The following is a 25,586-nucleotide window of genomic DNA, read 5'->3' on the forward strand; positions in this document are numbered from 1 at the left end:
GCGCGGCCGGCGCCCTCCCCGCCCGGTGGAGGAGCGGGCGTGGCGTTTGCCGGCGTGGCTGACTATGGTCGGCCCCTTCCGAAGCGAATCCGTGACCCGCATGACAGCCGACATCACCTCCCTCGCCGCCCGCATCGCCAGCGAGATCGGCGCCCGCCCGCAGCAGGCCGCCGCCGCCATCGCACTGCTCGACGAGGGCGCGACCGTCCCCTTCATCGCGCGCTACCGCAAGGAAGTCACCGGCGGGCTCGACGACACCCAGCTGCGCCGCCTCGACGAGCGGCTCGGCTATCTGCGCGAGCTGGAGGCCCGCCGCGCCGCCATCGCCGAATCGATCCGCCAGCAGGGCAAGCTGACGCCGGAGCTGGAGGCCGCCGTCGCCGGCGCCGCCACCAAGGCGGAGCTGGAGGACATCTACCTCCCCTACAAGCCCAAGCGCCGCAACCGCGCCGACATCGCCCGCGAGCGCGGCCTCGGCCCGCTCGCCGACGCCATCCTCACGGACCGCGCCGCCGTGCCGGCCGAGCTCGCCAAGGCCTATGTCGCCGGCGAGGTGGCGGACGTGAAGGCGGCGCTCGACGGCGCGCGCGACATCCTCTCGGAGACCTTCGCGCAGAATGCCGAGATCGTCGGCCGCCTGCGCAGCTATCTGAAAGGCAAGGCCGATCTGCGCGCCAAGCTGGTCGACGGCAAGCAGGAAGCCGGCGCCAAGTTCTCCGACTATTTCGATCATGCCGAGCGCTGGGGCTCCGTGCCGAGCCACCGCGCGCTCGCCATGCTGCGCGGGCGCAACGAGGAGGTGCTGGCGCTCGACATCGAGGTCGACGCCGACGATCCGCGCCCGGTGAAGCCGGTGGTGGCGATGATCGCGGAAGGCTACGGCATCGGCGACCGGCTTCCCGGCGATGTCTGGCTGATGGAGGTCGCCGGCTGGACCTGGCGGGTCAAGCTGTCGCTGCATCTCTCGCTCGATCTGATGACCGATCTGCGCAGCCGGGCCGAGACCGAGGCCATCGAGGTGTTCGCCCGCAACCTCAAGGACCTGCTGCTCACCGCCCCGGCGGGCACCCGCGCCACCATGGGGCTCGATCCCGGCATCCGCACCGGCGTCAAGGTGGCGGTGGTCGATGCCACCGGCAAGCTCACCGCCACCAGCACCGTCTACCCCTTCCCGCCGAAGAACGACGTGCGCGGCGCGCAGGCGGAAATCGCCCGGCTGATCCGCCAGCACGGCGTCGAGCTGATCGCCATCGGCAATGGCACCGGCAGCCGCGAGACCGAGAAGCTGGTCGCCGACCTGCTGGCCGACCTGCCGGCACAAGAGGGCCGGCCGAAGCCGATCAAGGTGGTGGTGTCGGAAGCCGGCGCCTCGGTCTATTCCGCCTCGGAGCTGGCCGCCGCCGAGTTCCCGACCCTCGACGTGTCGCTGCGCGGCGCGGTCTCCATCGCCCGCCGGCTGCAGGACCCGCTGGCCGAGCTGGTGAAGATCGAGCCGAAGTCGATCGGCGTCGGCCAGTACCAGCACGATGTCGACCAGTACCATCTCGCCCGCGCGCTCGACGCGGTGGTGGAGGACGCGGTGAACGCGGTCGGCGTCGACCTCAACACCGCCTCCGCCTCGCTGCTGGCGCGGGTGTCCGGCCTCGGCACCTCGCTCGCCGAGGCGATCGTCGCCCATCGCGACGCCAACGGCGCGTTCGGCAGCCGGCGGCAACTATTGGATGTCGCCCGGCTTGGCCCGCGCACATTCGAGCAATGCGCCGGCTTCCTGCGCATCCGCGACGGCAAGGAGCCGCTCGACGCCTCCGCCGTCCATCCGGAAGCCTATGGCGTCGCCCGCAAGATCGTCGCCGCCTGCGGCCGCGACCTGCGCACGCTGATGGGCGACAGCGCGGCGCTCGGCGCGCTCGATCCGCGTGTCTTCGTGGACGAACGCTTCGGCCTGCCGACGGTGCGCGACATCATCGCCGAGCTCGACAAGCCCGGCCGCGACCCGCGTCCCGCCTTCCGCACCGCGACCTTCGCGGAGGGCATCGACGAGATGAAGGACCTCAAGCCGGGCATGGAGCTGGAGGGCACCGTCACCAACGTCGCGGCGTTCGGCGCCTTCGTCGACATCGGCGTGCACCAGGACGGTCTGGTGCACGTCTCGCAGCTCGCCGACCGCTTCGTGAAGGACGCGCATGAGGTGGTGAAGGTTGGCGACGTGGTGAAGGTGCGGGTGCTGGAGATCGACCTCAAGCGCAAGCGCATCTCGCTGTCGATGCGCAAGGACGGCGCCGGGGCTGGCAAGCCGGCGGACAAGGCCCAGCCGGAGCGCGCCCCGCGCGACAACCGTGACCATCGCGACAAGGGCGCCCCCCATCGCGGCGCCCCCGCGAAGCCATCCCGCCCCGAGCCCACCGGCGCCCTCGGCGCCGCGCTGCTGGACGCGCTGAAGCGGAAGTGAGGCGCGGCAGGGCGGCTGTCGCGGCCGCCTGAAGCCCGCCGGGTGTCACGTGCGTGACACCCGGCATTGGATATCAACCGCCGGGTGTCGCGCTCGCGAATCCGACGGTTGATATCCAATGATGGGTGGATCGACGGCAAGGGGGCTCTGCGCCTCCGCGCCCGCGTGCCCCTCACCGGCCCGGTTCGCGGGCCATCTCTCCGTCGAAGCCGGCGGCTTCCCGCTTCGACCCTGCCAGATCCACACTCGGCAACAGCCGAGTTCGGACGGGGATAGGGAAGAAGCCGGTGCAGAGCTGGTGAATCGAAAGCGCTTTCTTACCGATCAGCTGATTTACCTGATCGGTAAGGGCTCAAACCGCGCTGCCCCGGGCCGGCGGCATGTGGCTCCCCCGCCCGCCCCGTCGATGACAAGGGCGGAATGCTGAAGTGCGGCTCCCTTGCCTCATCCCCACCCACGACAGGGACGGAAAGCCGAAGCGCGCCCTGCTCCCTCTCCCCGTCGGGGAGAGGGCTGGGGTGAGGGGTCTTCGACGGTGAATAGTCTTTTGACGGCGAAGGTCTTCGACGGTCAAAGGCCTTCAGCGGGCGACCCGCTTCGGCGCGTCCCGATGCCGCCGCGCCGCCTCACACCCTGTATTCGTAGAGCAGCCGCGCCCGGATGGTGCCCTCGAGCTCGCGGATGTCGGCGAGCACCGCCTGGCTGTCGACCTGCGAGGCATCGGCGTCGAGCACGACATAGCCGACATCGGCGCTGGTCTCGTAATACTGCGCGGCGATGTTGACGTGGTGGCGCGCCAGCACCTCGTTGAGCCGGCCGAGCATGCCCGGCAGGTTGCGCTGCACCTGGATGAAGCGGGTGCCGAGCGGACGGGCCGGCAGCTGCACCTGCGGGAAGTTCACCGCGCCCATGGTGGAGCCGGTGTCGCTGTACTCGACCAGCTTGCGCGCCACCTCGGCGCCGATGCGCTCCTGCGCTTCCTCGGTCGAACCGCCGACATGCGGGGTCAGGATGACGTTGTCGAGCCCCTGCAGCGGCGAGACGAAGCGCTCATTGTTGGAGCCGGGCTCGACCGGGAACACGTCGACCGCCGCGCCGCGCAGCTTGCCGCTTCGCAGCGCGTCGGCCAGCGCGCCGAGGTCGACCACGGTGCCCCGGCTGTTGTTGATGAGATAGGCGCCGGTCTTCATCGCGGCGATCTCGTCGCGGCCGATCATGCCGTTGGTCGCCGGCGTCTCCGGCACGTGCAGGCTGACGATGTCGCTCTGCGAGAGCAGCTCGTGCAGGGAACCGACCGGCTCGGTGTTACCGTGGCGCAGCTTGTCGGTGTGATCGTAGTAGATCACCTTCATGCCCATCGCCTCGGCGAGGTTGGAGAGCTGCGTGCCGATATTGCCGTAGCCGACGATGCCGAGCGTCTTGCCGCGCACTTCCAGGCTGTTATTGGCCGACTTGTCCCACTTGCCCTCATGGGCGGCGCGCGAGCGCTCGGGGATGCGGCGCAGCAGCATGACGATCTCGCCGATCACCAGCTCGGCCACGCTGCGGGTGTTGGAGAACGGCGCGTTGAACACCGGGATGCCGTGGATGCGCGAGGCGTCGAGATCGACCTGATTGGTGCCGACGCTGAAGCAGCCGATGCCGATCAGCCGGTCGGCCGCCGCGAGCACCTCGGCGGTGATCTGGGTGCGCGAGCGGATGCCGAGCAGGTGCACGCCCTTGATGGCGTCGGTGAGCGCCTCGCCGTCCAGCGCCTTGGTCAGGCGGGTGACGTTGGAATAGCCGGCCGACTTCAGGATCTGCACGGCGCTGTCGTTCACGCCTTCGAGCAGCAGCACCCGGATCTTGTCCTTGGCCAGCGAAAGCTGCGGCGATTGGGAGAGTTGATCGGGCACGGTCTCGAATCCTTCGGCGACAGGTGGTCGGGCCGGACCGGCGCGCCGGGCCCCGGCCCCACGGCGATCCTCTGCGCCCGCGGCGCAAGCCGTCCGCGGGCGGCGGGAACTTACTGCTTTTGCGCCCGCCGTCTAGGCTCCCCACGGTGCGGGGCAGCCCTGCGCCACCGGCAGGCCTCAACATGCTCCTCGCCCCTGCCCGCCGTCACCCGCCTTCACGGGCGGCGCAAATCGCGCTAGCAGCGTATAAGTGGAGATGGCGGATCCGATGAGTTTCGAGACGGCAGCGACCCCCGAAGCGGCGATAGACCGGCTGGAATCCCTTTATGGCGCCGCCCGCGAGGCGCTGCGGCACGACCTCCACCGCTTCTTCGAGACCGGCCGGGCGCCGGATGCCGAGGAGCGCGCCCGCTACCGCTATCCGCTGCTGCGCGTGATGTACGAGCCGGCGAAGATGTCGCGGGCGCGGACCCAGCGCGGCTACGCGAAATTCGCCGTTCCCGGCGTGCACCAGACCACGATCACCCAGCCCGCCGAGTTCCGCTCCTATCTGCTCGACCAGCTCACCCCGCTGGTGGAGGAGTTCGGCGCCCGCATCGAGACCGGCATCAGCGGGCAGGAAATCCCCTATCCCTACGCGCTGGAGGGCGGCGACGAGCTCGGGCGCGGCGAGGTCACCGCCTCCGAGCTGGCGCGGCACTTCCCCACCCCGCTCCTGTCGCTGGTCGGCGACGAGATCGCCGACGGCACCTTCGACCTCGTCGAGGGCGAGCCGCGCCCGCTCTCGCTGTTCGACGCGGTGCGCACCGACTATTCGCTGCGCCGCCTCGTCCACTACACCGGCACCGACTGGCGCGCCTTCCAGCCCTGGATCCTGCTGACCAACTACCACCGCTATGTCGACCAGTTCGTCCGGCTCGGCCTCGCCGAGATCGAGGCCGGCACCGCCACGGCGCTGATCACCCCCGGCGGCATCCGCATCGACGCCGAGAATTTCGACGTCGCCGCCGTCGAACGGGTGATGGCGGCACCGTGGCACCGCTTCCAGATGCCGGCCTATCACCTGGTGCGGCCGGGCGGCGGGGTGACGCTGGTGAATATCGGCGTCGGCCCCTCCAACGCCAAGACCATCACCGACCATCTGGCGGTGCTGCGGCCGCATTGCTGGCTGATGGTCGGCCATTGCGGCGGGCTGCGGCTCACCCAGATCATCGGCGACTACGTGCTCGCCCACGCCTATCTGCGCCAGGACGGCATCCTCGACGAACTGGTGCCGCCGGACATCCCGATCCCGGCGCTGGCCGAGGTGCAGGTGGCGCTGCAGCAGGCGGCGGCGGAAGTCACCGGCGAGCAAGGCGACCAGCTCAAGCGGCGGCTGCGCACCGGCACCGTCGTCACCCAGGACGACCGCAACTGGGAACTGCGCTGGGCCAAGGAACGCCGGCGCATCAACCTGTCGCGCGCCATCGCGGTGGACATGGAATCCGGCACCGTCGCCGCGCAGGGCTACCGGCTGCGTGTGCCCTACGGCACGCTGCTCTGCGTCTCCGACAAGCCGCTGCATGGCGAGATCAAGCTGCCCGGCGCCGCCAACGCCTTCTATGAGCGCGCGGTGAGCGAACATCTGAAGATCGGCCTCGCGGCGCTGGACAAGCTCCGGCAGGCCGGCGCCAGCATCCATTCGCGCAAGCTGCGCTCCTTCGACGAGCCGGCCTTCCGCTGAGGCGCGGGGCGGGACCACCCGCCCCTTCACTCCGCTTCCGGCACCTTGACGATCACCGTGTCGTCGGGGCCAACGGCGCGTCCGTCCTGCGCCGTGATGTCGAGCCGAACCGGCTGGCCGTCGGCGCGGTCGATCAGCCGCGAGCGCGGCTCCTGCGGCGCGAACAGATGCCGCTCGCCGAACTGCCGCAGCGCCACCATCACCGGGAACAGGTCCTTACCCATGGCGGTGAGGCGGTATTCCTGCCGCGTGCCGCCCGGCGTGGCGGGTACCGCGACCAGGATGCCGTGCTCGACCAGCGCGCGCAGCCGCTCGGCGAGGATGTTGCGGGCGATGCCGAGGCTCTTCTGGAACTCGCTGAACCGCGTCATGCCGTCAAAGGCATCGCGCACGATCATCAGCGACCACCAGTCGCCGATCACGTCCAGCGCCCGCGCGCTGGGACAGTGATCGCCCTTCAGGCTCTTGCGCGCGACCACGCGTTTCCCTCCGCATGCCGCCCCGCGGCGATGTCAGCTTGCCGTCCGGCGGCGAATTCAGGTTGCATCATTAAACCGAATTGACTATCCCTGCCATAAGTTTCATCATGAAACCAAAATCCGGGAGGCGACGATGGAAATCGATCAGGACGTGGCGCCCCTCGGCGCCGCGAAGGCGGAGCTGCGCGGCCTCGCCGACGGCGGCGATCGTCGCCCGCAGGGCGCGCCCGTCGCGATGGCCGCCGCTCCGGCAGCGCCGCCGCTCGGCGGTCCGGTGCTGGCGCTGTTCGCCTTCGCCAGCGGGCTTGCGGTAGCCAGCGCCTATTTCGCCCATCCGCTGCTCGACGTGATGGCTGATGATCTCGGCCTCTCCCGCGCCACCGCCGGGCTGATCGTGGCGGCGACCCAGCTCGGCTACGGGCTCGGCCTGATCCTGCTGGTGCCGCTCGGCGACCTCCTCGACCGGCGCCGGCTGATCGTCGGCCAGTTCCTCCTCTCGGCGCTGGCCCTGTTCGCCGTCGCGTTCTCGCGCTCGGCGGCAATGCTGCTGGCGTCGATGGCGGCGGTCGGGCTGATGGCGGTGGTGACGCAGGCGCTGGTCGCCCATGCCGCCGGGCTGGCCCGCCCCGCCGAGCGCGGCCATGTCGTCGGCGTGGTGACGAGCGGCATCGTGCTCGGCATCCTCATGGCGCGCAGCGTCGCCGGCGCACTCACCGATCTCGCCGGCTGGCGGGCGGTCTACCTCGTCGCGGCGCTGCTCGGCCTCGCGGTGGCGGCGCTGCTGTGGCGGGCGCTGCCCGCCCGGGCGACACCGCGCGCGACCCTGTCCTATCCACGGCTGATCGGTTCGCTGGTCACGCTGGTCGTCGAGGAACCGGCGCTGCGCATTCGCGGCATCCTCGCCCTGCTGATCTTCGCCGACATCACCACGCTGCTGGCGCCGCTGGTGCTGCCGCTCAGTGCCCCGCCCTTCTCGCTGTCGCATACCGAGGTCGGGCTGTTCGGCCTTGCCGGCGCCGCCGGGGCGCTCGGGGCCGCGCGCGCGGGACGCTGGACCGATCGCGGCCATGGCCAGCGCGTCACCGGCGTCGCCCTCTCGCTGATGCTGCTCGCCTGGCTGCCGATCTCGCTGCTCGACCGCTCGCTGCTCTGGCTGGTGGTCGGCGTGGTGATGATCGATTTCGGCCTGCAGGCGACGCATGTCGCCAATCAGGGGCTGATCTACCGCGTCCGGCCGGAGGCGCAGAGCCGGCTGACCGCCGCCTATATGGTGTTCTATGCGATCGGCAGTGCGCTCGGCTCGTCGCTGTCGACGCTGGTCTACGCCTGCGCCGGCTGGCCCGGCGTCTCGCTCATGGGCGCCGGCATCGCGCTCGCCGCGCTCGCCTTCTGGGCGCTGACGCTGCGCGCCATACCGTCCCCGACCGGAGGCGCATGAAAAATCCCGGACCGGCGGCGCCGATCCGGGATCGATCTCATCGCGACAGGCGCAAGCCTGTCAGAAGCTCGCCGGTCAGAAGCTGGCTTCCGTCACCTGGTCCGGGGTCGGCATCTCCGTGCCGAACCACTTCTTCTGCAGCGCCGGCAGGCGGCCGTCATGCTTCATCTTGATGAGCACGGCGTCGACCGCGTCCATCAGCGACTTGGCGTCCTCGCTCTTGGAGCCGATGAAGCCGAAATAGACCGGCTTGCCGAACGGCGGCTCCACCACTTCGAACACCTCCGGCTTGGTCTTGGCGAGATAGGCAATGTTCGGCAGCGAATTCGCCACCGCGACGATGCGCCCGGCGCCGAGATCGGCATAGGACTGGCTGAAGTCGACATATTCCTGGATGGTCGGCGGCGTCGGCAGGGTCTTGGAGAATTCCTGCAGCTGCGCCAGCTGGGCAGTCGCCTTGGCGGAACCGACCTTCTTGCCGGCGATGTCCTCCGGCTTGGTGATCGAGGCGTCGCCCTTCTTCTTCAGGATGGCGACGGTGGCGTTGGCGATCGGCGAAGTGAAGCGGTAGCGCTCCATGCGCGCCTTGGTGATCGTCGCGGGGCCGGCGACCATGTCGAACTTGCCGGCCTCGAGGCCCGGCAGCACGCTCGGCCAGGGCAGGTCGAGGAAGGTGATCTTCACGCCGAGTTCCTTGCCGATCTCGGCGAAGATCTCCTTGTTCATGCCGCTCTGCTTGCCGTCCTCGACGAAGTCGAACGGCGCGAACTGCAGTTCGGTGCCGACCGTAAGCTCGCCCTTGGCCTTGACCTTGGCGAGCAGGTCGTCGGCGAGAGCGGCGCCCGAGAGCGCCAGCGAGGCGACCGCGCCGAGCGCGGCGACACGCAGGGCGTTGGTGACGGCGGAACGCCGGGTGAGCGTCTTCATCGGTTTCTCCTGTTCCCCTGGAAGCTGCGGACGGCCTCGCGCCGCCGGTCTTCCTTATGGATAAAGTATAGACATAACGATTTCCGGCCCGCAATGCGGTGCGGACACCACTTCACCGCGCGACGTCACGGCGCGCCGGCGCCCTCGGCGCCCTGCCAGAACACGTTACGCTCGAAGTAGTTTTGCAGAAACTGCCGCAACCGCGGGTTCTCGTCCTTGCGGAACACCTGCTGCGGCGAGCCGGAGGCGGCGATCACCCCGTGGTCGATGAACACCACCGTGTCGGCCACCTGGGCGGCGAACCCCATCTCGTGCGTCACCACTGCCATGGTCATGCCCTCGGCCGCGAGGTCGCGCATCACCTGCAGCACCTCGCCGACCAGCTCGGGGTCGAGCGCCGAGGTCGGCTCGTCGAACAGCATGATGTGCGGCTCCATGGCGAGCGCGCGGGCGATGCCGACGCGCTGCTGCTGGCCGCCGGAAAGCTGGCTGGGATAGGCCTCGGCGCGGTGGCCGAGCCCCACCTTCTCCAGCATGCGCCGGGCGCGCTTGGCCGCATCCTCCCGCGCGATCCCCCGCGCGAGCTTCAGGGGCATGGCGACGTTTTCCAGCGCCGTCATGTGCGGCCACAGATTGAACTGCTGGAACACGAAGCCGACATTGCGCCGCACCCGCGCCACCTCGGCGTCGGACACCCGCCGACGCTTGCCGTTCTCCAGCGAAAAGCCGAGCAGCTCGCCCTCGATATAGATCTCGCCCTCGCTGTACTCCTCCAGGAAGGCGATGCAGCGCAGCAGAGTCGACTTGCCGGAGCCGGACGGCCCGATGATGCAGGTCACCTCGGATTTGCGGATGGCGAGGTCGATGCCCTTCAGCACCTCGGCGGTGCCGAAGCGCTTCCACACGCCGCGCACGTCGATGATCGGACGGGAACCGGTGTCGGGAGTTGCGGTCATGTCCGCCCTTTCAGCTCGGGGTGCGCAGCATGAAGCGGCCGACCCGCTTCTCCAGCCGCCGCGCCGCCGCCGTGACGATTTCGAGGAAGGCCCAATACACCAGCGCCAGGAACAGCAGCGTCTCGGCGAAGGCGAAGGTGGTGGAGCCGATCGACTGCACCACCGAGGTGAGCTCGTTCACCGTGATCACCGACAAGACCGCCGTCTCCTTCGACAGCAGCACCGTCATGTTGGCGAGCGCCGGCAGGATGATCACCAGCATCTGCGGCAGCTGCACGTGGCGGACGATGTCGAGCCGGCCGATGCCCATCATCCGCGCCGCCTCGATCTGGCCGGGCGGCACCGAGAGGAAGCCGGCGCGGAAGATCTCGGAGAAATAGGCGCCGCCATAGAGCGCCAGCCCGGCGATGCCGGCGGTGAGCGGCGTCAGGTCGAGGCCGAAGAACGGCCCGCCATAATAGATCACGAATAGCTGGATCAGGAACGGCGTGCCGCGCATCACCGCGACATAGAGCGTCAGCGGCGCCGCCAGCCAGCGATTGGTGAACAGCTGCAGCACCGCCACCGCGAGGCCGATGACGAGGCCGATGGCGGTGCCGGCGACCCAGATCAGGATGGTCAGCGCCATCCCGTCGAGGATCTCGCGCCAATTGTCGGTGAGGATGGCAGGATTGAAGCTCATCGCGCCGTCTCCAGCCGGAAGCGGCTCTCGGCGAATCTGCCGATAAGCGAGATGGCGCCGTTGATGACGAAATAGATCGCCCCGGCGGTCAGGTAGATCTCCAGCGGCTGGAAGGTGGAGGTGGCGATGTTCTGCGCCAGCCGCGTCAGCTCGAGCACGCCGACCACCGAGATCAGCGAGGAGGCCTTCACCATCATCGTGGTCTCGTTGACCAGCGAGGGCAGCGTCAGGCGCACCGCCAGCGGCACCTCGATGCGGGTGAGGATCCGCGCCCGGCCTAAGCCCACCATGCGCGCCGCCTCGATCAGCCCGGGCGGGATGCCGAGGAAGCCGCCGCGCAGGATCTCGGCGAGATAGGCGCCGGTGCACAGAGCGAGCGTGCCTACCGCCGCCACCGAGGAGGGCACGTTCACCCCGATCAGCGGCAGGCAGTAATAGGAGATCAGCAACTGCACCAGCAGCGGCACGCCGCGGAAGAAGCTGACATAGAAGGCGGAAAAGCCGCGCCCCAGCCGCGAGGACGACAGCCCGGCCGCGCAGACCAGCGTGCCGATGCAGAAGCCGATCGCCACCGAGCTCAGCGAATAGATCACCGTCCACACCGAGGCCTGCAACAGCATCGGCAGCGATTTGATGATCAGGTTGACATCGAACATTCAGTTTCTCGGACAGGAACGGGCGGGCAGCGGGCGGCACCAGCCACCCCAGCTGACGCAGCGTAGCAAGATGCCCGCCAACCTTGTATCGACCAACCTTGTATCCGCCACGCGCGTCACGCGGGCACCGGGCCGCCGCGCTGGCGCCGGGCCCGCGCATAGCGGTTCTCAGGCACCGGCAGGCCGAGATTGGCGCGCAGCGTGGCGCCCTCATACTCGTCGCGGAACAGCCCGCGCCGGCGCAGCTCGGGCACCACCAGCTCGGTGAAGTCCTCCAGCGCGGCGGGCAGCGTCGGGCACATCACGATGAAGCCGTCGGCGGCGCGGCCCTGGAACCACTCCTCCATGAAGTCGGCCACCACCGCCGGCGTGCCGGTGATGCCGTTGCCGGTGTGCTTCTCGCTGAACCGGCGGATCAGCTCGCCCACCGTGTGGCCCTTCATCACGAAGTCGGTCAGTTCGTCGAACAGCGCCTTCGAACCCTTTGGCGCCGCCGGCAGCCGGTCCTTCGGGAACGGCGCGTCGAGCGGCACGCCGGAGAGATCGGCCTCGAGGAATTCGGCCAGCATCGCCCGGCCGACATCCGGGTGCAGCTTGTCGGCGAGATACTCCACCTTCTCGCGCGCTTCCGCCTCGGTGCGCCCGACATTGATCACCACGCCCGGCATCACCTTCAGCTCGTCGGGATGGCGGCCGAAGGCGCCCATGCGGTCCTTCAGCGTCGCGTAGAAATCCTGGCTGCGCTTGAGGTTGGAGGCCAGCGAGAACACCACTTCCGCCGTCTCCGCCGCCAGCTCGATGCCGGCCTCCGAGCCGCCGGCCTGGGCGATCACCGGCCGGCCCTGCGGCGAGGCGGCGATGTTCAGCGGGCCGCGCACCTGGAAGTGCTTGCCCTTGTGGTTGAGCGTGTGGAGCTTGTCCTTGTCGTAATAGACGCCGGTCTCGCGGTCGAGCTTGAGCGCGTCGGCCTCGTAGCTGTCCCACAGCCCGAACACCACGTCGACGAACTCCTTGCCGCGCTCGTAGCGCAGCGCGTGCGGGTCGAGCCCCTCGCGGTTGAAATTGTAGCCGGTCTCGTCATGGTCGGAGGTGACGACGTTCCAGCAGGCCCGCCCGCCCGACAGATGGTCGATGGAGGCGAAGATGCGGGCGAGGTTGAACGGCTCGTAATAGGAGGTCGAGGCGGTGGCGACGAGGCCGAGCTTCGAGGTCGAGACCGCCAGCGCCGAGAGCAGGGAGAGCGGCTCGAAGCGGTTCATCTTGGTCGGCAGGCGGCACAGCGCCTCCGGGTCGCCGATGGCGGCGGCCGGCGAATCCGCCAGGAACATGAAGTCGAACTTCGCGGCTTCCGAGATCTCGGCCACCTTGTGCAGATGGCGGAAATCGTTGGCGCCGTTGACGTCGCTGCCGGGATGCAGCCAGCCGGCCGGGTTGTAGCCGAAGGTGTAGACGAAGGTCCCGAGCTTCAACTTGTCCGCGCGCGCCATGCTGCCACCTCCCTGAGCGCCGCCATTTTATTTGTATAGACGTATTTGTCGAGGTTGCGGCGCCCTTGCCCACAACCGACCATCGGCTAGTCCCGCCGCCACGCGCCCCGGCGGCAGGGGAACGCGCGAGCGGAACCAGCGCGCTGCGATAGCATGACGACGCCCGGCGCTGGAAGTCGGGGTCTTTGCGCAGCCGGTCCTCCAGCGCGACAGGCGGCGCGGCCCTCGGTTGCGACCGGCCGGCAAAAGCAAAAGGGCGGCCCTGGGGCCGCCCTCTCGCACGATGTGAGAATGGCGAGCGCGCGCCCGCCGGCGTCAGATCAGCTCGGCGAGCCGGGCGAGGCGCGCCTTCTCCACCGCGCGGGCGGCGAGCGCCTCCTCCAGCGTGACCGACTGGAAGCGCACCGGCTGGTGCGGCTGCAACTGGCCGATCAGGTCCATGTCGGCGGAGATCACCGTGCCGATCATGAAATAGCCGCCGCCCGACACCGCGTCGCGGTGCAGCACGATCGGCTCGGTGCCGCCCGGCACCTGGATCGAGCCATAGGGATAGCAGCTGTCGACGATGTTGGAGGGGTCGGAGCCGGCGCCGAAGGGCTGCTGGCGCGGCACGAAGTCGAGCTTCTTGCCGCCGCGGAAGCGATAGCCGATGCGGTCGGCCTCCGGCGCCACCTTCCAGGTATCCTCGAAGAAGCCGGCCTGCGCACCTTCCGTGATGCGGTGCCAGTAGAGGCCCGGCACCACGCGGATCTCCACCCCGCTCTCCTGCACCGGGCGGCGGCCTTCCTTCGGCAGGCTCGTGCCCTCGCGGCCAGGGCCGGTCGGGGCGCCGAGCGGCACCACGTCGCCGGCCTTCAGCGCCCGACCCTCGAAGCCGCCCAGCGCGCCGAGCGCGTAGGTGGAGCGCGAGCCCAGCACCTCCGGCACGTCGATGCCGCCGGCAATGGCGATATAGGCGCGCGCGCCGCCCTTCAGGAAGGCGAAGGACAGCACCTGCCCCGCCTTCACCGCGAAGGCGGTCCACAGCGGCTGCTCGACGCCGTCGAGCTTGGGCGGCAGCTCGGCGCCGGTGATCGCCACCAGCGCGTCGGCGGAAAAGCGCAGTTCCGGGCCGAGGAACACCGCCTCCAGCCCGGCGGCGCCGTCCGCATTGCCGACCAGCCGGTTGGCGGCGATCAGCGCGAAGCGGTCCATGGCGCCGGAGAGCGGCAGGCCGAGATGGTAGTAGCCGGGACGGCCAAGGTCCTGCACGGTGGTGGCGAGGCCGGGCTTGACGACCTCGAAGGAGCGCTCAGCCATTGAGGGCCTCCAGCAGCTTGGCGTTGGTGCCGGCGGGATCGGCGGTGAAGGCGTCGAGCGAGAACGTCACCGGCACGATCTTCGGCACGAAGGTCCCGTCCTCGATCGCCGCGACGGTGGCGTCGTATTCCTCGCGCTCGATCGGGCGGAACTTCAGGATGTCGCCGGGGCGGAAGATCATCAGCTCCTTGAGATAGCTGATCTTTCCCGCCGGGTCGTAGATCGGCATCGGGGTGACGCCGAACATCTGGTAGCCGCCGGCGCCGCGCACCGAGTAGATGCAGCCGAAGCAGCCGCCATGGCCGATGGTGAGGCGCGGCGTGTCGGTGCGCGGGCGCAGATATTTCGGCACCTCGATCTGCTTCTCGCGCTCCACCAGCTGGTAGGTGAAGGGCAGGCCGGCGACGAAACCGACCATGGAGACGAACCAGGGCGAGGCGGCATGCGCGGCGATGAAGCTGGCGACGTCCGGGTAGTTGTTCACCCGCGCCGCATATTCGAGGTCGGTGGCGTCCGGGTCCTGGTGGCGCTCGCGGAAGCGCATCAGCGTCTCGCGGGTCCACGGGTCGTCATAGAGCACGGGGATCTCGATGATCCGGGTCTCGATGGTCTTCTCGGCGCTTTCCGCCGCCGCCTCGAAGCCCTTCAGCCGGTCCATCAGCACCTGCGGCGCGATCACGTCCGGGTCGAACTTGATCTGGAACGAGGCGTTGGCCGGGCAGATCTCGGTGACGCCGGCGATATCCGCCTCGCGCACCGCCGTGGTCATGGACAGGCTCTTGAAGAAGGCCTCCAGCGACATTTCCTCGTCGACCTCGACGAAGATGTGCTCGTCGCCGCCGAATGAATAGCGCGTCTGCATTCCGGGCGGTCCTCAGGCTGTTGTGGCGGGAACGGGCGAAGCGGGAGCAGCGAGAGGCGCGGCGGCCAGCCACTCCTCCAGCCAGCGCGTATGCACGGCGCCGGCCAACACCGCCGGGTCGGCGGCGAGCGCGCGGTGCAGCGGCGCGGTGGTCGGCAGCCCCTCGACGCGGAGCTCGCCCAGCGCGCGGTCGAGCCGGACGATCGCGGCGGCGCGACTGTCGTCATGGGCGATCAGCTTGCCGAGCAGCGAATCGTAGAAGGGCGGCACGGTGTAGCCGGCATAGAGCAGCGTGTCGAAGCGCACCCCGAAGCCGCCCGGCAAAGCGAGCCCGGCCACCGTGCCGGGGGACGGGCGGAAATCGGCGGTCGGGTCCTCGGCGCAGATGCGCGCCTCCACCGCATGGCCGCGCAGCACGATGTCCTCCTGCCGCAGCGCCAGTTTTTCGCCCATGGCGATCTTGATCATCGCCCGCACCAGGTCGACCCCGGTCACCATTTCGGTCACCGGGTGCTCCACCTGGATGCGGGTGTTCATCTCGATGAAGAAGAACTCGCCGGTAACGTCGTCGAACAGATATTCCAGCGTGCCGGCGCCACGATAGGCGACCCGCTCGGCGAGCCGCACGGCGGACGCACACAAGGCGAGGCGCTGCTCATTCGTCAGGCAGGCGGCGGGCGCCTCCTCCCACACCTTCTGGCGGCGGCGCTGCAGCGAGCATTCGCGCTCGAACAGGTGCACCGCCCGCTCCCCGTCGCCGAGCACCTGCACCTCGATGTGGCGGGCGCGGCCGATGAAGCGCTCGAGATAGAGTCCACCATCACCGAAGGCGGCACGCGCCTCCCCGCTCGCCTGCGGGAACAGCGTCGAGAGTTCCGCCTCGTCGCGGGCGACGCGGATGCCGCGCCCGCCGCCGCCGGCGGATGCCTTGATCATCACGGGATAGCCGATGCGCGCCGCCTCGACCCTGGCGGTGTCGAGGTCGGCAACCACGCCCTCGGTGCCGGGCACGGTCGGCACGCCCGCCGCCTGCGCCTCCTGGCGGGCGCGGGCCTTGTCGCCCATCTGGCGGATGGTCTCCGGCTTCGGCCCGATGAAGACCAGGCCGGCCTTCTCCACCATGTCAGCGAACTCGGCATTCTCCGACAGGAAGCCGTAGCCGGGATGCACGGCGTCGCAACCGGCCTCCAGCGCCGCGCGCACCACCGCCTCCTTGTTGAGATAGGACTTGGTGGCATGGGCCGGGCCAACGGGGGCGACAGCGTCGGCGAGCCTGGCGGCCAGCATGTCGCCATCGGCGGCGCTCACCGCCTGCACGGTGCGCAGCCCCAGCTCGCGGGCGGCGCGGATCACCCGCACCGCGATCTCGCCGCGGTTGGCGATGAAGATCGACGTCACGCCCATGATCAGGCGTCGAGGTCGTAGAGCGGCTGGCCGGCCATCACGGCGTCCTCGTTCTCCACATGGAAGGCGACGAGCGTGCCGGCTTCCTCGGCGACCACCGGGGTGAACGACTTCATCACCTCGATCAGGCCGATGGTGTCGCCCACCGCCACCGCGTCGCCTTCCGACTTGAAGACCGGCTCGCCGGGCGCGGAAGCCCGGTAGAAGGTGCCCGGAAGCGGTGCCTGTATCGTCTTCGCCATCGCGTGTCGTCCATCGAAGCTGTGGGCCAAAGCTGCGGGGAGAGTTGCAAAAGACGTTCCGGCCGAGAAGTAGCAATAAGGAATTCGGGACATCAGAAAATCAGATAGCATGGCGGAAAAGGGCCGGAACGGCCTCATTCCGAGGGACTGATGTCGATTTCTCTGAAGCAGATCCGCTATTTCGTCGCCGCCGCCGAGACCGGGCGGATCAGCCAGGCGGCGGTGGAGCTCAACGTCTCGCAATCGGCGGTCACCGCCGCCATCCAGCAGCTGGAGGCGATGCTCGGCTCGCGGCTGCTCGACCGCACCCCCACCGGGGTAAGCGTCACGCTGGAGGGCAGCCGCTTCCTGCTGCAGGGCCGGCAGATCCTCACCCAGGTGGCGGAGGCGGTGCGCGACGCCCGCCATTCCACCGTGCCGATCGCCGGCACGGTGCGGGTCGGCGTCACCTACACCGTGTCGGGCTATTTCCTGCCGCGCCACCACATCCGCTTCCAGTCGAGCTTTCCCGGCATCACCATCGAGCTGTTCGAGGCGCCGCGCTCGGTGGTCGAGCAGGCGCTGGTCGACGGCGCGCTCGATGTCGCGGTGCTGCTGGTGTCGAACCTGAAGGACGACGAGCATCTCGCCAGCCAGCTGCTGCTGCGCTCGGCGCGCCGGCTGTGGCTCGCCCCGTCGCATCCGCTGACCCGGCCGGAGCGGGTGCGGCTCGCCGACATCGCCCGCTACCCCTATGTCATGCTCACCGTCGACGAGGCCAAGCACACCGCGCTGCGCTACTGGACGGCGCAGGGGCTGGAGCCCAACGCCATCTTCCGCACCTCCTCGGTGGAGGCGGTGCGCTCCATGGTCGGCGGCGGCATGGGCGTCACCGTGCTGTCCGATCTCGTCTACCGGCCCTGGTCGCTGGAAGGCCAGCGCATCGAGTTGCGCGACGTCGCCGACGAGGTGCCGAGCATGGATGTCGGCCTCGCCTGGCGGCGCGACGCCGTGCTCACCCCGGCGACGCAGGCCTTCTGCGACTTCCTGCGCTTCGCGGTGGCGGGCGACAGCGCCGGCCGCGCCGCGCCCTCCTCGGATCCGCGCGGCGTGGCGGGAAACATGGCCGGGGGTGCGACCGGCGACCTGCCCGGCGAGATGGCGCCGGACATCGCCGGAGACATCGAAAATTGAGATATCGGCTTCCGTTTAATACGATTTGACGCTGGCCGCCCGGCTTCGCCACGCTTCGCACCCATCGAATGGACCTCGAACGGGCATCAAGGAGCGTGGCAATGGGCGTCGTCATCAATTGCGACATGGGCGAGGCTTTCGGCCTGTATCGCTGCGGCGACGATGCCGGCATCATGCCGCATATCGACATCGGCAACGTCGCCTGCGGCTTCCACGCCGCCGATCCGGTGGTGATGCGCGAGACGGTGCGCCTCGCCGCCGCGCAGGGGGTGGCGGTCGGCGCCCACCCGTCCTTCCCGGACCTGCAGGGCTTCGGGCGCCGCGACATGGCGATGGGCCGCGAGGAGCTCGCTGCCTGCGTGCTCTACCAGATCGGCGCGCTGAAGGGCTTCCTCGACGCCGCCGGGCTGAAGCTCAACCATCTGAAGCCGCACGGCGCCCTCTATGGCGCGGCGATGCGGCGCGAGGAGGTGGCGCAGGCCATCGCCGACGCCGCCTCGGTCTACGACCTGCCGGTGATCGGCATGGCCGGCACGCTGCACGAGGAGGTCTATCGCGCCCGCGGCCTGACCTTCGTGTCGGAATATTACGCCGACCTCGACTACGACCCGTCCGGCGCGCTGATCATCACCCGCGAGCACCCGGCCCGCGACCCGGTCGAGGCGGCGCGCCGCGCCGTGCGCATGCTGACCGAAGGCAAGGCCACCACCATTGACGGCCGCGACTTCGACCTCAAGGCGGAGACCATCTGCATCCACTCCGACACCCCCAACGCCGTCGAGCTGGCCCGGGCCGTGAAGGAAGCGGTGCAGCCCTGGCACGCCTGAACGCGCCCTCGCCTTCGCCCCGCGACGTGCCATCATGGGGGATGCGTCCCCCGGGACGTTGCCATTACAGACGTCCCCATCGCAGACGTGCCCATCGAAGACTGTCGTTTGAAGACCGTCATCTGACGTGCCGATCGAACTGCCCCGGCGCGCCGCGATCCAGCGGCGGCACCGGCTCCGGGGGCGCCCTGCGGCCGCCCCTTCCTTGGATCGGAGGAGCATGACATGCGTGCCAGCTACTCGACCGATCAGGCGGCGCCCGCCCAGCGGCGCCAGTTCTGGCAGGACGCCGTCTCGAAGACCTATTTCCCGCTCGACCTGCGCTTCGGCGCCGGCACCGAGTTCAATGGCAGCCTCGGCGCGTGGTCGCTCGGCCCGGTGGCGGTATCGCGCAACGTGTCGGACGGACTGCTGTACCGCCGCCACCAGCGTCATCTCGTCGCTGAGCGCGAGGAATGCTACCTCATCACCGTGCCCGAGCTCGCCGAGATCCGCTTCGAGCAGGATGGCCGGCAGGTGCACTGCCGCCCCGGCTCCTTCCTCATCGAGCGCAGCCACCTGCCCTATGAGTTCAGCCACCGCGATCCCGCCGCGCTGTGGGTTATGAAGGTGCCGAGCGCGGTGCTGCGCGCCCATATCGCCCGGCCGGAGCGGCTCGCCACGCTGCAATTCGACGCCACCCGCGCGGTGGGCGCGCTGTTCGTCGACATGCTCAGGCTCACCGGCGCGCGCATCGACGAGATGGACGAGCCGGCGCGCGCCCTGATGGGCAAGCAGCTGGTCGACCTGCTCGCCATGGCGATCGAGGCCGACGAGCGGGTGCTGGCCGGCCATTCCTCCAGCGTGCGCAACGCGCATCTGCACCGCTGCGAGCACTTCATCCGCGCCCGGCTCGGCGATGTCCGGCTGGCGCCGCAGGCGGTGGCGGAGGGGTGCGGCATTTCGGTGCGCTACCTGCACCAGCTGTTCGAAGCCGAAGGTATTACGGTTTGCGCCTACATACGCAACCAGAGGTTGCTCGCCTGCGAGGCAATGTTGCGCGATCCTCTTTGCCGCAAGTCGATCTCCGAGATCGCCTATGAATGGGGCTTCGGCGACCAGGCCCAGTTCAGCCGCAACTACCGCGCCCGCTTCGGCTGCACGCCGAGCGAGACGCGCTCCGTCTCCCGTTCCCCCGCGAGCTGATCGCGGGGGGTTCTCCCCGCTACAGGTTCCCCGCCTCAAGGTTTCCCCGCATGTCCGCCAATTCGCTCCACAGCCTGGATGTGGCCCACCACCTCCATCCCGTCACCAATCTGCGCCGCCACGAGCGCCAGGGCCCGATCGTTATCGACCGCGGCGACGGCATCTATGTCTATGACGACGAGGGCCGCGAATATATCGAGGCGATGGCCGGGCTGTGGAGCGTCGGCGTCGGCTTCGGCGAGCCGCGCCTCGTCGAGGCGGCGACCAAGCAGCTGTCCAAGCTGCCCTACTACCATGTGTTCTCGCAGAAGGCGCACGCGCCGTCGGCGCTGCTCGCCGCCAAGCTGGTCGAGCTGGCCCCGGCCGGGCTCACCCACGTCTTCTTCACCAATTCCGGCGCCGAGGCCAACGACAGCGTCATCAAGTTCGTCTGGTACTACAACAACGCGCTCGGCCGCACCGAGAAGAAGAAGTTCATCTCCCGCGAAGGCGCCTATCACGGGATCACCATCGCGGCGGGCAGCCTCACCGGCCTCGCCGGCAACCAGAAGGGCTTCGACCTGCCGCTGTCCTTCGCCCGCCACGTCTCGCGCCCGCACTACTATCGCAACGCCCTGCCGGGCGAGACCGAGGCGGATTTCGTCGAGCGCCTCGGCAAGGAGCTCGAGGACCTGATCCTGGCCGAGGGGCCGGAGACGGTCGCCGCCTTCATCGGCGAGCCGCTGATGGGCGCCGGCGGCGTCATCGTGCCGCCGAAGGGCTACTGGCAGAAGGTGCAGGAGATCTGCCGGAAGTATGACGTGCTGGTCATCGCCGACGAGGTGATCAACGGCTTCGGCCGGCTCGGCACCATGTTCGGCTCGGAGACGCTCGGCATCCAGCCGGACATCCTGGTCTGCTCGAAGCAGATCACCTCCTCCTACCAGCCGCTCGCCGCCGTGCTGATCAAGGACGAGATCTACCAGGCGATCGCCGACCAGTCGGAGAAGCTCGGCACCTTCGGCCACGGCTACACCACCGGCGCCCACCCGGTCGCCACTGCGGTGGCGCTGGAGAACCTCGCCATCATCGAGGAGCGCGGCCTCGTCGCCCGCGCCGCCGCCATGGGCGAGTACATGCGCGCCGGCCTCGCCCGCTTCGCCGATCACCCGCTGGTGGGCGAAGTGCGCGGCATGGGCCTGATCGCCGCCGTCGAGCTGGTGGCGGACAAGGAGACCAAGGCCCGCTTCGACCCGGTCGGCAAGGTCGGCCTCAAGCTGTTCGACCGCGCCCACGATCACGGTCTGATCATCCGCGCCATCGGCGATTCCATCGCCTTCTGCCCGCCGATGATCATCACCGAGGAGCAGATCGACGAGATGCTGCGCCGCTTCAAGGTGACGCTGGACGAGATCACCGACTGGGTGAACGCCGGCATGCCGGACGCCTGATCGATCGCCTCTCCACGGCAAGAACCATCGATCCCGCCCCGGCTTCCGGGGCGGGATTTTCTTTGCCCGATCCACGCCGTCTGCCACGCCCCATGCCGCACCCGCCGTGGCCGGGCAGCGCTACTGACCATTTTGCAGGCAGCGCACGATCGAGCCCACAAATCGGGCCATTATCGCTCTCAGACGCAAAGCTTGCTGCGCGGAGCGTCAAGAGCGTCGCCGCGAAACGACGTTTAATCCTTGCCGACACCTCCGACATCGCCTCCCCGCCGCCCTGACGCCGGCGGCCGGATCCCTTCCGGCCGACCCGTGCGCATGCGCGGCCGGGGCGGGCGGAGCGGACCTGGGACAAGGAAGCGCAGCCGTGCAGAATCTCCGCGTGGCCGTCGATGTGGGCGGCACTTTCACCGACATCTGCATCATGGACGAGGCCAGCGGCCTCATCCGGATCGAGAAGACCTCCTCCACCCGCGACCCCATCGACGGGATCCTCAGCGGCGTCGAGAAGGCCGGCATCGACCTCTCCAAGGTGGCGCTGTTCTCCCACGGCACCACGGTGGCGACCAACGCGCTGATCACCCGCCGGCTGCCGCGCACCGCCGTGGTCTCCACCAAGGGCTTCCGCGACGTGATCGAGATCCGCCGCGCCAACAAGGAAGATCTGTGGGACGTCTACAAGGACGTGGTGCCGCCCTATGTGCCGCGCCGCGACCGGCTCACCGTGCCCGAGCGCATCGATTCCACCGGCCGCGTCGTCGAGACGCTGGACGAGGACGCCGCCCGCGAGGTGGCCCGCATCCTCAAGAAGCGCGGCGTCGCCGCCATCGCCGTCTGCTTCATGAACGCCTATCTCAACGGCGCCAACGAGCGGCGCATGCGCGAGATTCTCAAGGAGGCGATGCCGGACATCCCAGTGTCGATCTCCTCGCAGGTGCTGCCGGAGATCTTCGAGCACGAGCGTTTCTCCACCACGGTGGCCAATGCGGTGGTGAGCCCGGTGGTGGTCGACTACACCACGCGGCTCGGCGACCGGCTGGCGGAAGGCGGCTACACCCGCGACCTCCTCTTGCTGCACACCGGCGGCGGGGTGATGACCCCGGCGAGTGTCAAGGACTTCGCCGCCCGCCTCGCCGGCTCGGGCATCGCCGCGGGCGCCATCGCCAGCCGCACCATCGCCTCGCTGTGCGGCTTCCCCAATTCCATCGGCCTCGACATGGGCGGCACCTCCACCGACGTGTCGCTCGCCTATGAGGGGCAGTCGCGCGTCACCAAGGACTGGTACATCGAGTTCGGCTACCCGATCCGCTTCTCCTCCATCGAGGTGTTGACCATCGGCGCCGGCGGCGGCTCGCTCGCCTGGACCGATCCGGCCGGCGGCCTGCGCAACGGCCCGCAATCGGCCGGCGCCTATCCCGGCCCGGCCTGCTACGGCAACGGCAATACCCAGCCGACCAATACCGACGCCAACGTCACCCTTGGCCGGCTGGGCACCTCGCTGGCCGGCGGCAAGGTGATGCTGGATCCCGACCTCGCCCGCGAGGCGGTGGAGGAAGGCGTGGCCAAGCCCTTCGGCCTCGGCCTGCACGAGGCGGCGGACGCCATCCTCAAGGTCGCCAACGCCAACATGTCGGACGCGGTGCGGCTGATTTCCATCTCGCGCGGCTATGATCCGCGCGACTTCGCCCTCGTCGCCTTCGGCGGCGCCGGGGCGCTGCACGGGGTGGACGTCGCCCGCGAACTGGCGATCCCGGTGGTGATCATACCGCCCAATCCCGGCGTCACCTCGGCGCTCGGCTGCCTTTTGGTCGACATGCAGCACGATTTCTCGCAGAGCTGCATGGTCGGTGCCGACGAGGCCGACCCGGCCGAGATCGAGGCGCTGTTCGCCGAACTGGAGAAGGAGGCGCTGGCCCGCCTCACCCATGAGGGCGTCGCGGAGGCCGACATCGCGCTGCAGCGCTCCATCGACATGATGTATCGCGGCCAGTGGCGCTCGCTGGCGGTGAACGCGCCGCGCCCGATCGGCAAGATCGCCGATCTGGTCGAGCACTTCCACGCCGAGCACCTGCGCGAATATAATTTCCGCCGCGACGACGCGCCGGTCAGCTTCTTCCGCCTCAACCTGAAGGCCATCGGTCTGGTGCCCAAGGCCGAATTCGCCGTGCACGCGCCGACCGGCGTCGCCCCGGACCCGGTCTCGCACCGCCGCGTCTGGTTCGACGGCGAGGGCCTCGATACCCCCGTCTATGCCCGCGACAGCCTGCCCTGCGGCTTCGTCTTCGAAGGCCCGGCGATCGTCGAGCAGCTAGATTCCACCACCGTCGTGCCGCCCGGCGCCCGCGCCGAGGTCGACAAGTTCCTCAACATCATCATCCGCGTGAAGGGCTGAGACCGATGACCGAGCTCGACCCCGTGACCTTCGAGGTCCTCAAGAACTCCTTCATCACCAGCGTCGACCAGATGGGCGAGCAGATCCTGCGGACCTGCTATTCCTTCGTGATCTACAATCACGACTTCTCCAGCGCGCTGCACGACGCCGACGGCGAATGCGCCGCCCAGGGCAATGCCGACATCGCCGTGCATGTCGGCACGCTGCACTTCACCTGCAAGGAAGTGATGCGCCACTTCGAGGGCGACATGCATGAAGGCGACGTCTACGCCATCAACGACCCCTATGCCGGCGGCACGCATTTCTCCGACGTCCGACTGATCCGTCCGGTGTTCGCCGAGGGCAAGATCATCGCCTTCGCGCAGTCCAACGGCCACTGGTCGGATGTCGGCGGCTCGGTGCCGGGCTCGTTCGACGTCTCGGCGAAGGAGATGTTCAAGGAAGGCCTGCGCATCACCCCGGTGCGGCTGTTCGACAAGGGCCGCTTCTGCAAGGACGTCGCCCACCTCATCGCCTCCAACACCCGCGACCCCGCCTCGATCATCGGCGACATCCAGGCGCAGGCGCAGGCCACCGCCGTCTGCGAGCGCGAGATCCACCGGCTGGTCGGCAAATATGGCCGCGAGACGGTGAAGACCGGCCTGTCCGCCGTGCAGGACTATGTCGAGCGCTCGGTACGCCAGCGCATCGCCGCGCTGCCGGATGGCGAATGGGAGACGGTGGACTTCATCGACCGCGACCCGGCCGGCGGCGAGGGCATGATCCCCATTCGCATCAAGCTCACCATCAAGGGCGACAAGGCGATCTACGATTTCACCGGCTCGCACCCGGTGATCGGCTCGATCTACAATTCCGCCTTCGGCACCACCTTCTCGGCGGTGGCGGCGGGCATGAAGACCTTCTTCCCCGATTTGCCGCTCAATTCCGGCTTCTACCGCTGCTTCGAGATCATCAAGCCGGCCGGCTCGATCGTCGACGCCCAGTGGCCGGTCGCGGTGACCGGCTTCCTGATGCCGTTCGAGAAGATCATGAACGCCATCTACGAGATGTGGTCGAAGCTGATGCCGGAGCGGGCGCTCGCCTGCGCCTTCAACCTCGAATATCTGCTCACCGGCGGGCGCGACGCCCGCACCCCGGACAAGCCGATCTTCATGTTCTACGACTGGCTGCCCGGCGGCTGGGGCGGGCGCAACGGCAAGGATGGCGCCAACGTCACCACCGCCTGCTTCGGCACCGGCATGATGGCGCAGCCGGTCGAGGGCCAGGAGCGCGCCAACCCGATCCTCACCACCGAATGCGAGATCCTGCGTGACTCACCCGGTCCCGGCCGCTGGCGCGGCGGCGCCGGCGTGGTGAAGACCTCGGTGATGCTGGAGGCCGAGAAGACGGTCATCTCCTATATCTGCGACCGCGAGCGCGCGGTGGTGTGGGGCATCGAGGGCGGCCTGCCCTCCATGCCGCACGGCCTCACCCTCAAGCGCGCCGGCGCCGATGAGGAGGAGCGGCTCGGCTCGATCTTCTCCGACGTGCCGATCAGCGAGGGCGACGTGTTCTCGCGTCCCACCGCCGGCGGCGGCGGCTTCGGCGACCCGCTGGAGCGCGACCCTGCCCTCGTGCTGGAGGACGTGAAGGACGACTACGTCTCGGTCGAGCGCGCCGCCAAGGACTATGGCGTGGTCGTCGAGACCATCGACGCCGAGCTGTGCGAGTACCGCATCGACCTCGCCGCCACGGCAGCCCTGCGCGAGGTCATCCGTGCCCGCCGCGTCACCGAGGCCCGCCTCGACCCGGCGCTGGTCGCTGCGCGCTACCAGGCCGGCGAGATCGACGCCCTCGACGCCATCCGCCAGCACGCGGTGATCCTCGACTGGGGCACCGGCGAATTGCTGCCGGAATCCACCCGCCAGTTCCGCGAGGTGTTCGAGCGCCGCTCGATCGCCGGCTGGGCCTGAGCCTTCGTCGCCGCAACCTTTTCGCCGCGACATTCTTTGCCGCTCCGGCGGCGCGACGCAGTGCGTTCGGAGAGGAGGCGACGGGTCATCCCGCCGGTCTCCTCCCGCCAAAAACCAACCAGAGGAAGAAG

The 25,586-nt window shown here is 69.1% G+C and carries 20 protein-coding genes; 9 read left to right on the forward strand and 11 right to left on the reverse strand.

Annotation, left to right across the window (positions count from 1 at the left end; all coding sequences use genetic code 11):
- Nucleotides 1–100 precede the first annotated feature (100 nt).
- Nucleotides 101–2,449, forward strand: coding sequence for a Tex family protein (locus tag LGR54_RS14120; protein ID WP_230362876.1), 2,349 nt, complete (start codon nt 101–103; stop codon nt 2,447–2,449).
- Between the two features lie 626 nt (nt 2,450–3,075).
- Here LGR54_RS14120 and serA read toward each other — a convergent pair.
- Nucleotides 3,076–4,344, reverse strand: coding sequence for a phosphoglycerate dehydrogenase (gene serA / locus LGR54_RS14125; protein WP_230362633.1), 1,269 nt, complete (start codon nt 4,342–4,344; stop codon nt 3,076–3,078).
- Between the two features lie 268 nt (nt 4,345–4,612).
- Here serA and LGR54_RS14130 point away from each other — a divergent pair, with 268 nt between their 5' ends.
- Nucleotides 4,613–6,067, forward strand: coding sequence for an AMP nucleosidase (locus tag LGR54_RS14130; RefSeq protein ID WP_230362634.1), 1,455 nt, complete (start codon nt 4,613–4,615; stop codon nt 6,065–6,067).
- 26 nt (nt 6,068–6,093) lie between these two features.
- On the opposite strand, the gene LGR54_RS14135 is transcribed toward LGR54_RS14130, so the two are convergent.
- A complete protein-coding gene (locus tag LGR54_RS14135) occupies nt 6,094–6,546 on the reverse strand; it encodes a helix-turn-helix domain-containing protein (protein ID WP_230362635.1) in 453 nt (150 codons plus the stop codon).
- A gap of 235 nt (nt 6,547–6,781) precedes the next feature.
- Between LGR54_RS14135 and LGR54_RS14140 the strand changes: the two genes are divergently transcribed.
- A complete protein-coding gene (locus tag LGR54_RS14140; RefSeq protein ID WP_230362877.1) occupies nt 6,782–7,984 on the forward strand; it encodes an MFS transporter in 1,203 nt (400 codons plus the stop codon).
- A 75-nt stretch (nt 7,985–8,059) separates the two neighbouring features.
- On the opposite strand, the gene LGR54_RS14145 is transcribed toward LGR54_RS14140, so the two are convergent.
- The 9 genes from LGR54_RS14145 to LGR54_RS14185 all read right to left on the reverse strand — a co-directional run bounded on the left by LGR54_RS14145 (nt 8,060) and on the right by LGR54_RS14185 (nt 16,499).
- Nucleotides 8,060–8,911 carry a transporter substrate-binding domain-containing protein gene (locus tag LGR54_RS14145; RefSeq protein WP_230362636.1) on the reverse strand — a complete coding sequence of 284 codons (852 nt, stop codon included), beginning with the start codon at nt 8,909–8,911 and terminating at the stop codon, nt 8,060–8,062.
- Nucleotides 8,912–9,036: 125 nt separating this feature from the next.
- Nucleotides 9,037–9,867 (reverse strand): amino acid ABC transporter ATP-binding protein, encoded by an 831-nt coding sequence (locus tag LGR54_RS14150; RefSeq protein ID WP_255607627.1) that lies wholly within the window; start codon nt 9,865–9,867, stop codon nt 9,037–9,039.
- A gap of 10 nt (nt 9,868–9,877) precedes the next feature.
- Entirely contained in the window at nt 9,878–10,549 is a 672-nt protein-coding gene (locus LGR54_RS14155; protein ID WP_230362637.1) for an amino acid ABC transporter permease, read from the reverse strand.
- Complete coding sequence (locus LGR54_RS14160; RefSeq protein WP_370638210.1) at nt 10,546–11,190, reverse strand: amino acid ABC transporter permease; 645 nt, start codon at nt 11,188–11,190, stop codon at nt 10,546–10,548. The genes LGR54_RS14155 and LGR54_RS14160 overlap by 4 nt, the downstream gene beginning before the upstream one ends.
- A 131-nt stretch (nt 11,191–11,321) precedes the next feature.
- Nucleotides 11,322–12,692 carry an LLM class flavin-dependent oxidoreductase gene (locus tag LGR54_RS14165; RefSeq protein ID WP_230362639.1) on the reverse strand — a complete coding sequence of 457 codons (1,371 nt, stop codon included), beginning with the start codon at nt 12,690–12,692 and terminating at the stop codon, nt 11,322–11,324.
- Nucleotides 12,693–13,007: 315 nt separating this feature from the next.
- Entirely contained in the window at nt 13,008–13,991 is a 984-nt protein-coding gene (locus LGR54_RS14170) for a biotin-dependent carboxyltransferase family protein (protein WP_230362640.1), read from the reverse strand.
- Nucleotides 13,984–14,853, reverse strand: a complete 870-nt coding sequence (locus LGR54_RS14175) for an allophanate hydrolase subunit 1 (protein WP_230362641.1) — start codon at nt 14,851–14,853, stop codon at nt 13,984–13,986. Before LGR54_RS14175 ends, LGR54_RS14170 begins: the two co-directional genes overlap by 8 nt.
- A gap of 12 nt (nt 14,854–14,865) precedes the next feature.
- Nucleotides 14,866–16,257 carry an acetyl-CoA carboxylase biotin carboxylase subunit gene (locus tag LGR54_RS14180; protein ID WP_230362642.1) on the reverse strand — a complete coding sequence of 464 codons (1,392 nt, stop codon included), beginning with the start codon at nt 16,255–16,257 and terminating at the stop codon, nt 14,866–14,868.
- A 2-nt stretch (nt 16,258–16,259) separates the two neighbouring features.
- Complete coding sequence (locus LGR54_RS14185) at nt 16,260–16,499, reverse strand: acetyl-CoA carboxylase (RefSeq protein ID WP_230362643.1); 240 nt, start codon at nt 16,497–16,499, stop codon at nt 16,260–16,262.
- Nucleotides 16,500–16,649: 150 nt separating this feature from the next.
- On the opposite strand from LGR54_RS14185, the gene LGR54_RS14190 reads away from it, so the two are divergent.
- The 6 genes from LGR54_RS14190 (at nt 16,650) to LGR54_RS14215 (ending at nt 25,455) form a co-directional block, all read left to right on the forward strand.
- Nucleotides 16,650–17,672, forward strand: coding sequence for a LysR family transcriptional regulator (locus tag LGR54_RS14190; protein WP_230362644.1), 1,023 nt, complete (start codon nt 16,650–16,652; stop codon nt 17,670–17,672).
- A gap of 101 nt (nt 17,673–17,773) precedes the next feature.
- Entirely contained in the window at nt 17,774–18,499 is a 726-nt protein-coding gene (pxpA, locus tag LGR54_RS14195; protein WP_230362645.1) for a 5-oxoprolinase subunit PxpA, read from the forward strand.
- Nucleotides 18,500–18,724: 225 nt separating this feature from the next.
- Complete coding sequence (locus LGR54_RS14200) at nt 18,725–19,684, forward strand: helix-turn-helix domain-containing protein (RefSeq protein ID WP_230362646.1); 960 nt, start codon at nt 18,725–18,727, stop codon at nt 19,682–19,684.
- A gap of 50 nt (nt 19,685–19,734) precedes the next feature.
- Nucleotides 19,735–21,114 (forward strand): aspartate aminotransferase family protein, encoded by a 1,380-nt coding sequence (locus LGR54_RS14205; RefSeq protein ID WP_230362647.1) that lies wholly within the window; start codon nt 19,735–19,737, stop codon nt 21,112–21,114.
- Between the two features lie 364 nt (nt 21,115–21,478).
- Nucleotides 21,479–23,503 carry a hydantoinase/oxoprolinase family protein gene (locus tag LGR54_RS14210; RefSeq protein ID WP_230362648.1) on the forward strand — a complete coding sequence of 675 codons (2,025 nt, stop codon included), beginning with the start codon at nt 21,479–21,481 and terminating at the stop codon, nt 23,501–23,503.
- Nucleotides 23,504–23,508: 5 nt separating this feature from the next.
- The gene (locus LGR54_RS14215) at nt 23,509–25,455 is read left to right on the forward strand and encodes a hydantoinase B/oxoprolinase family protein (RefSeq protein ID WP_230362651.1); all 1,947 of its coding nucleotides are present in this window, start codon (nt 23,509–23,511) and stop codon (nt 25,453–25,455) included.
- Nucleotides 25,456–25,586: the final 131 nt, after the last annotated feature.

The organism is Ancylobacter sp. Lp-2 (genome assembly GCF_020523795.1).
Lineage (GTDB): Bacteria > Pseudomonadota > Alphaproteobacteria > Rhizobiales > Xanthobacteraceae > Ancylobacter.

What these genes read in the sequence shown, in the direction of transcription:
- LGR54_RS14120 (WP_230362876.1), top strand. Translation starts at nt 101, where the DNA reads ATGACAGCCGACATCACCTCCCTCGCCGCCCGCATCGCCAGCGAGATC.
- LGR54_RS14130 (WP_230362634.1), top strand. Translation starts at nt 4,613, where the DNA reads ATGAGTTTCGAGACGGCAGCGACCCCCGAAGCGGCGATAGACCGGCTG.
- LGR54_RS14140 (WP_230362877.1), top strand. Translation starts at nt 6,782, where the DNA reads ATGGCCGCCGCTCCGGCAGCGCCGCCGCTCGGCGGTCCGGTGCTGGCG.
- LGR54_RS14145 (WP_230362636.1), bottom strand. Translation starts at nt 8,911, where the DNA reads ATGAAGACGCTCACCCGGCGTTCCGCCGTCACCAACGCCCTGCGTGTC.
- LGR54_RS14150 (WP_255607627.1), bottom strand. Translation starts at nt 9,867, where the DNA reads ATGACCGCAACTCCCGACACCGGTTCCCGTCCGATCATCGACGTGCGC.
- LGR54_RS14155 (WP_230362637.1), bottom strand. Translation starts at nt 10,549, where the DNA reads ATGAGCTTCAATCCTGCCATCCTCACCGACAATTGGCGCGAGATCCTC.
- LGR54_RS14165 (WP_230362639.1), bottom strand. Translation starts at nt 12,692, where the DNA reads ATGGCGCGCGCGGACAAGTTGAAGCTCGGGACCTTCGTCTACACCTTC.
- LGR54_RS14170 (WP_230362640.1), bottom strand. Translation starts at nt 13,991, where the DNA reads ATGGCTGAGCGCTCCTTCGAGGTCGTCAAGCCCGGCCTCGCCACCACC.
- LGR54_RS14175 (WP_230362641.1), bottom strand. Translation starts at nt 14,853, where the DNA reads ATGCAGACGCGCTATTCATTCGGCGGCGACGAGCACATCTTCGTCGAG.
- LGR54_RS14180 (WP_230362642.1), bottom strand. Translation starts at nt 16,257, where the DNA reads ATGGGCGTGACGTCGATCTTCATCGCCAACCGCGGCGAGATCGCGGTG.
- LGR54_RS14185 (WP_230362643.1), bottom strand. Translation starts at nt 16,499, where the DNA reads ATGGCGAAGACGATACAGGCACCGCTTCCGGGCACCTTCTACCGGGCT.
- LGR54_RS14190 (WP_230362644.1), top strand. Translation starts at nt 16,650, where the DNA reads ATGTCGATTTCTCTGAAGCAGATCCGCTATTTCGTCGCCGCCGCCGAG.
- pxpA (WP_230362645.1), top strand. Translation starts at nt 17,774, where the DNA reads ATGGGCGTCGTCATCAATTGCGACATGGGCGAGGCTTTCGGCCTGTAT.
- LGR54_RS14200 (WP_230362646.1), top strand. Translation starts at nt 18,725, where the DNA reads ATGCGTGCCAGCTACTCGACCGATCAGGCGGCGCCCGCCCAGCGGCGC.
- LGR54_RS14205 (WP_230362647.1), top strand. Translation starts at nt 19,735, where the DNA reads ATGTCCGCCAATTCGCTCCACAGCCTGGATGTGGCCCACCACCTCCAT.
- LGR54_RS14215 (WP_230362651.1), top strand. Translation starts at nt 23,509, where the DNA reads ATGACCGAGCTCGACCCCGTGACCTTCGAGGTCCTCAAGAACTCCTTC.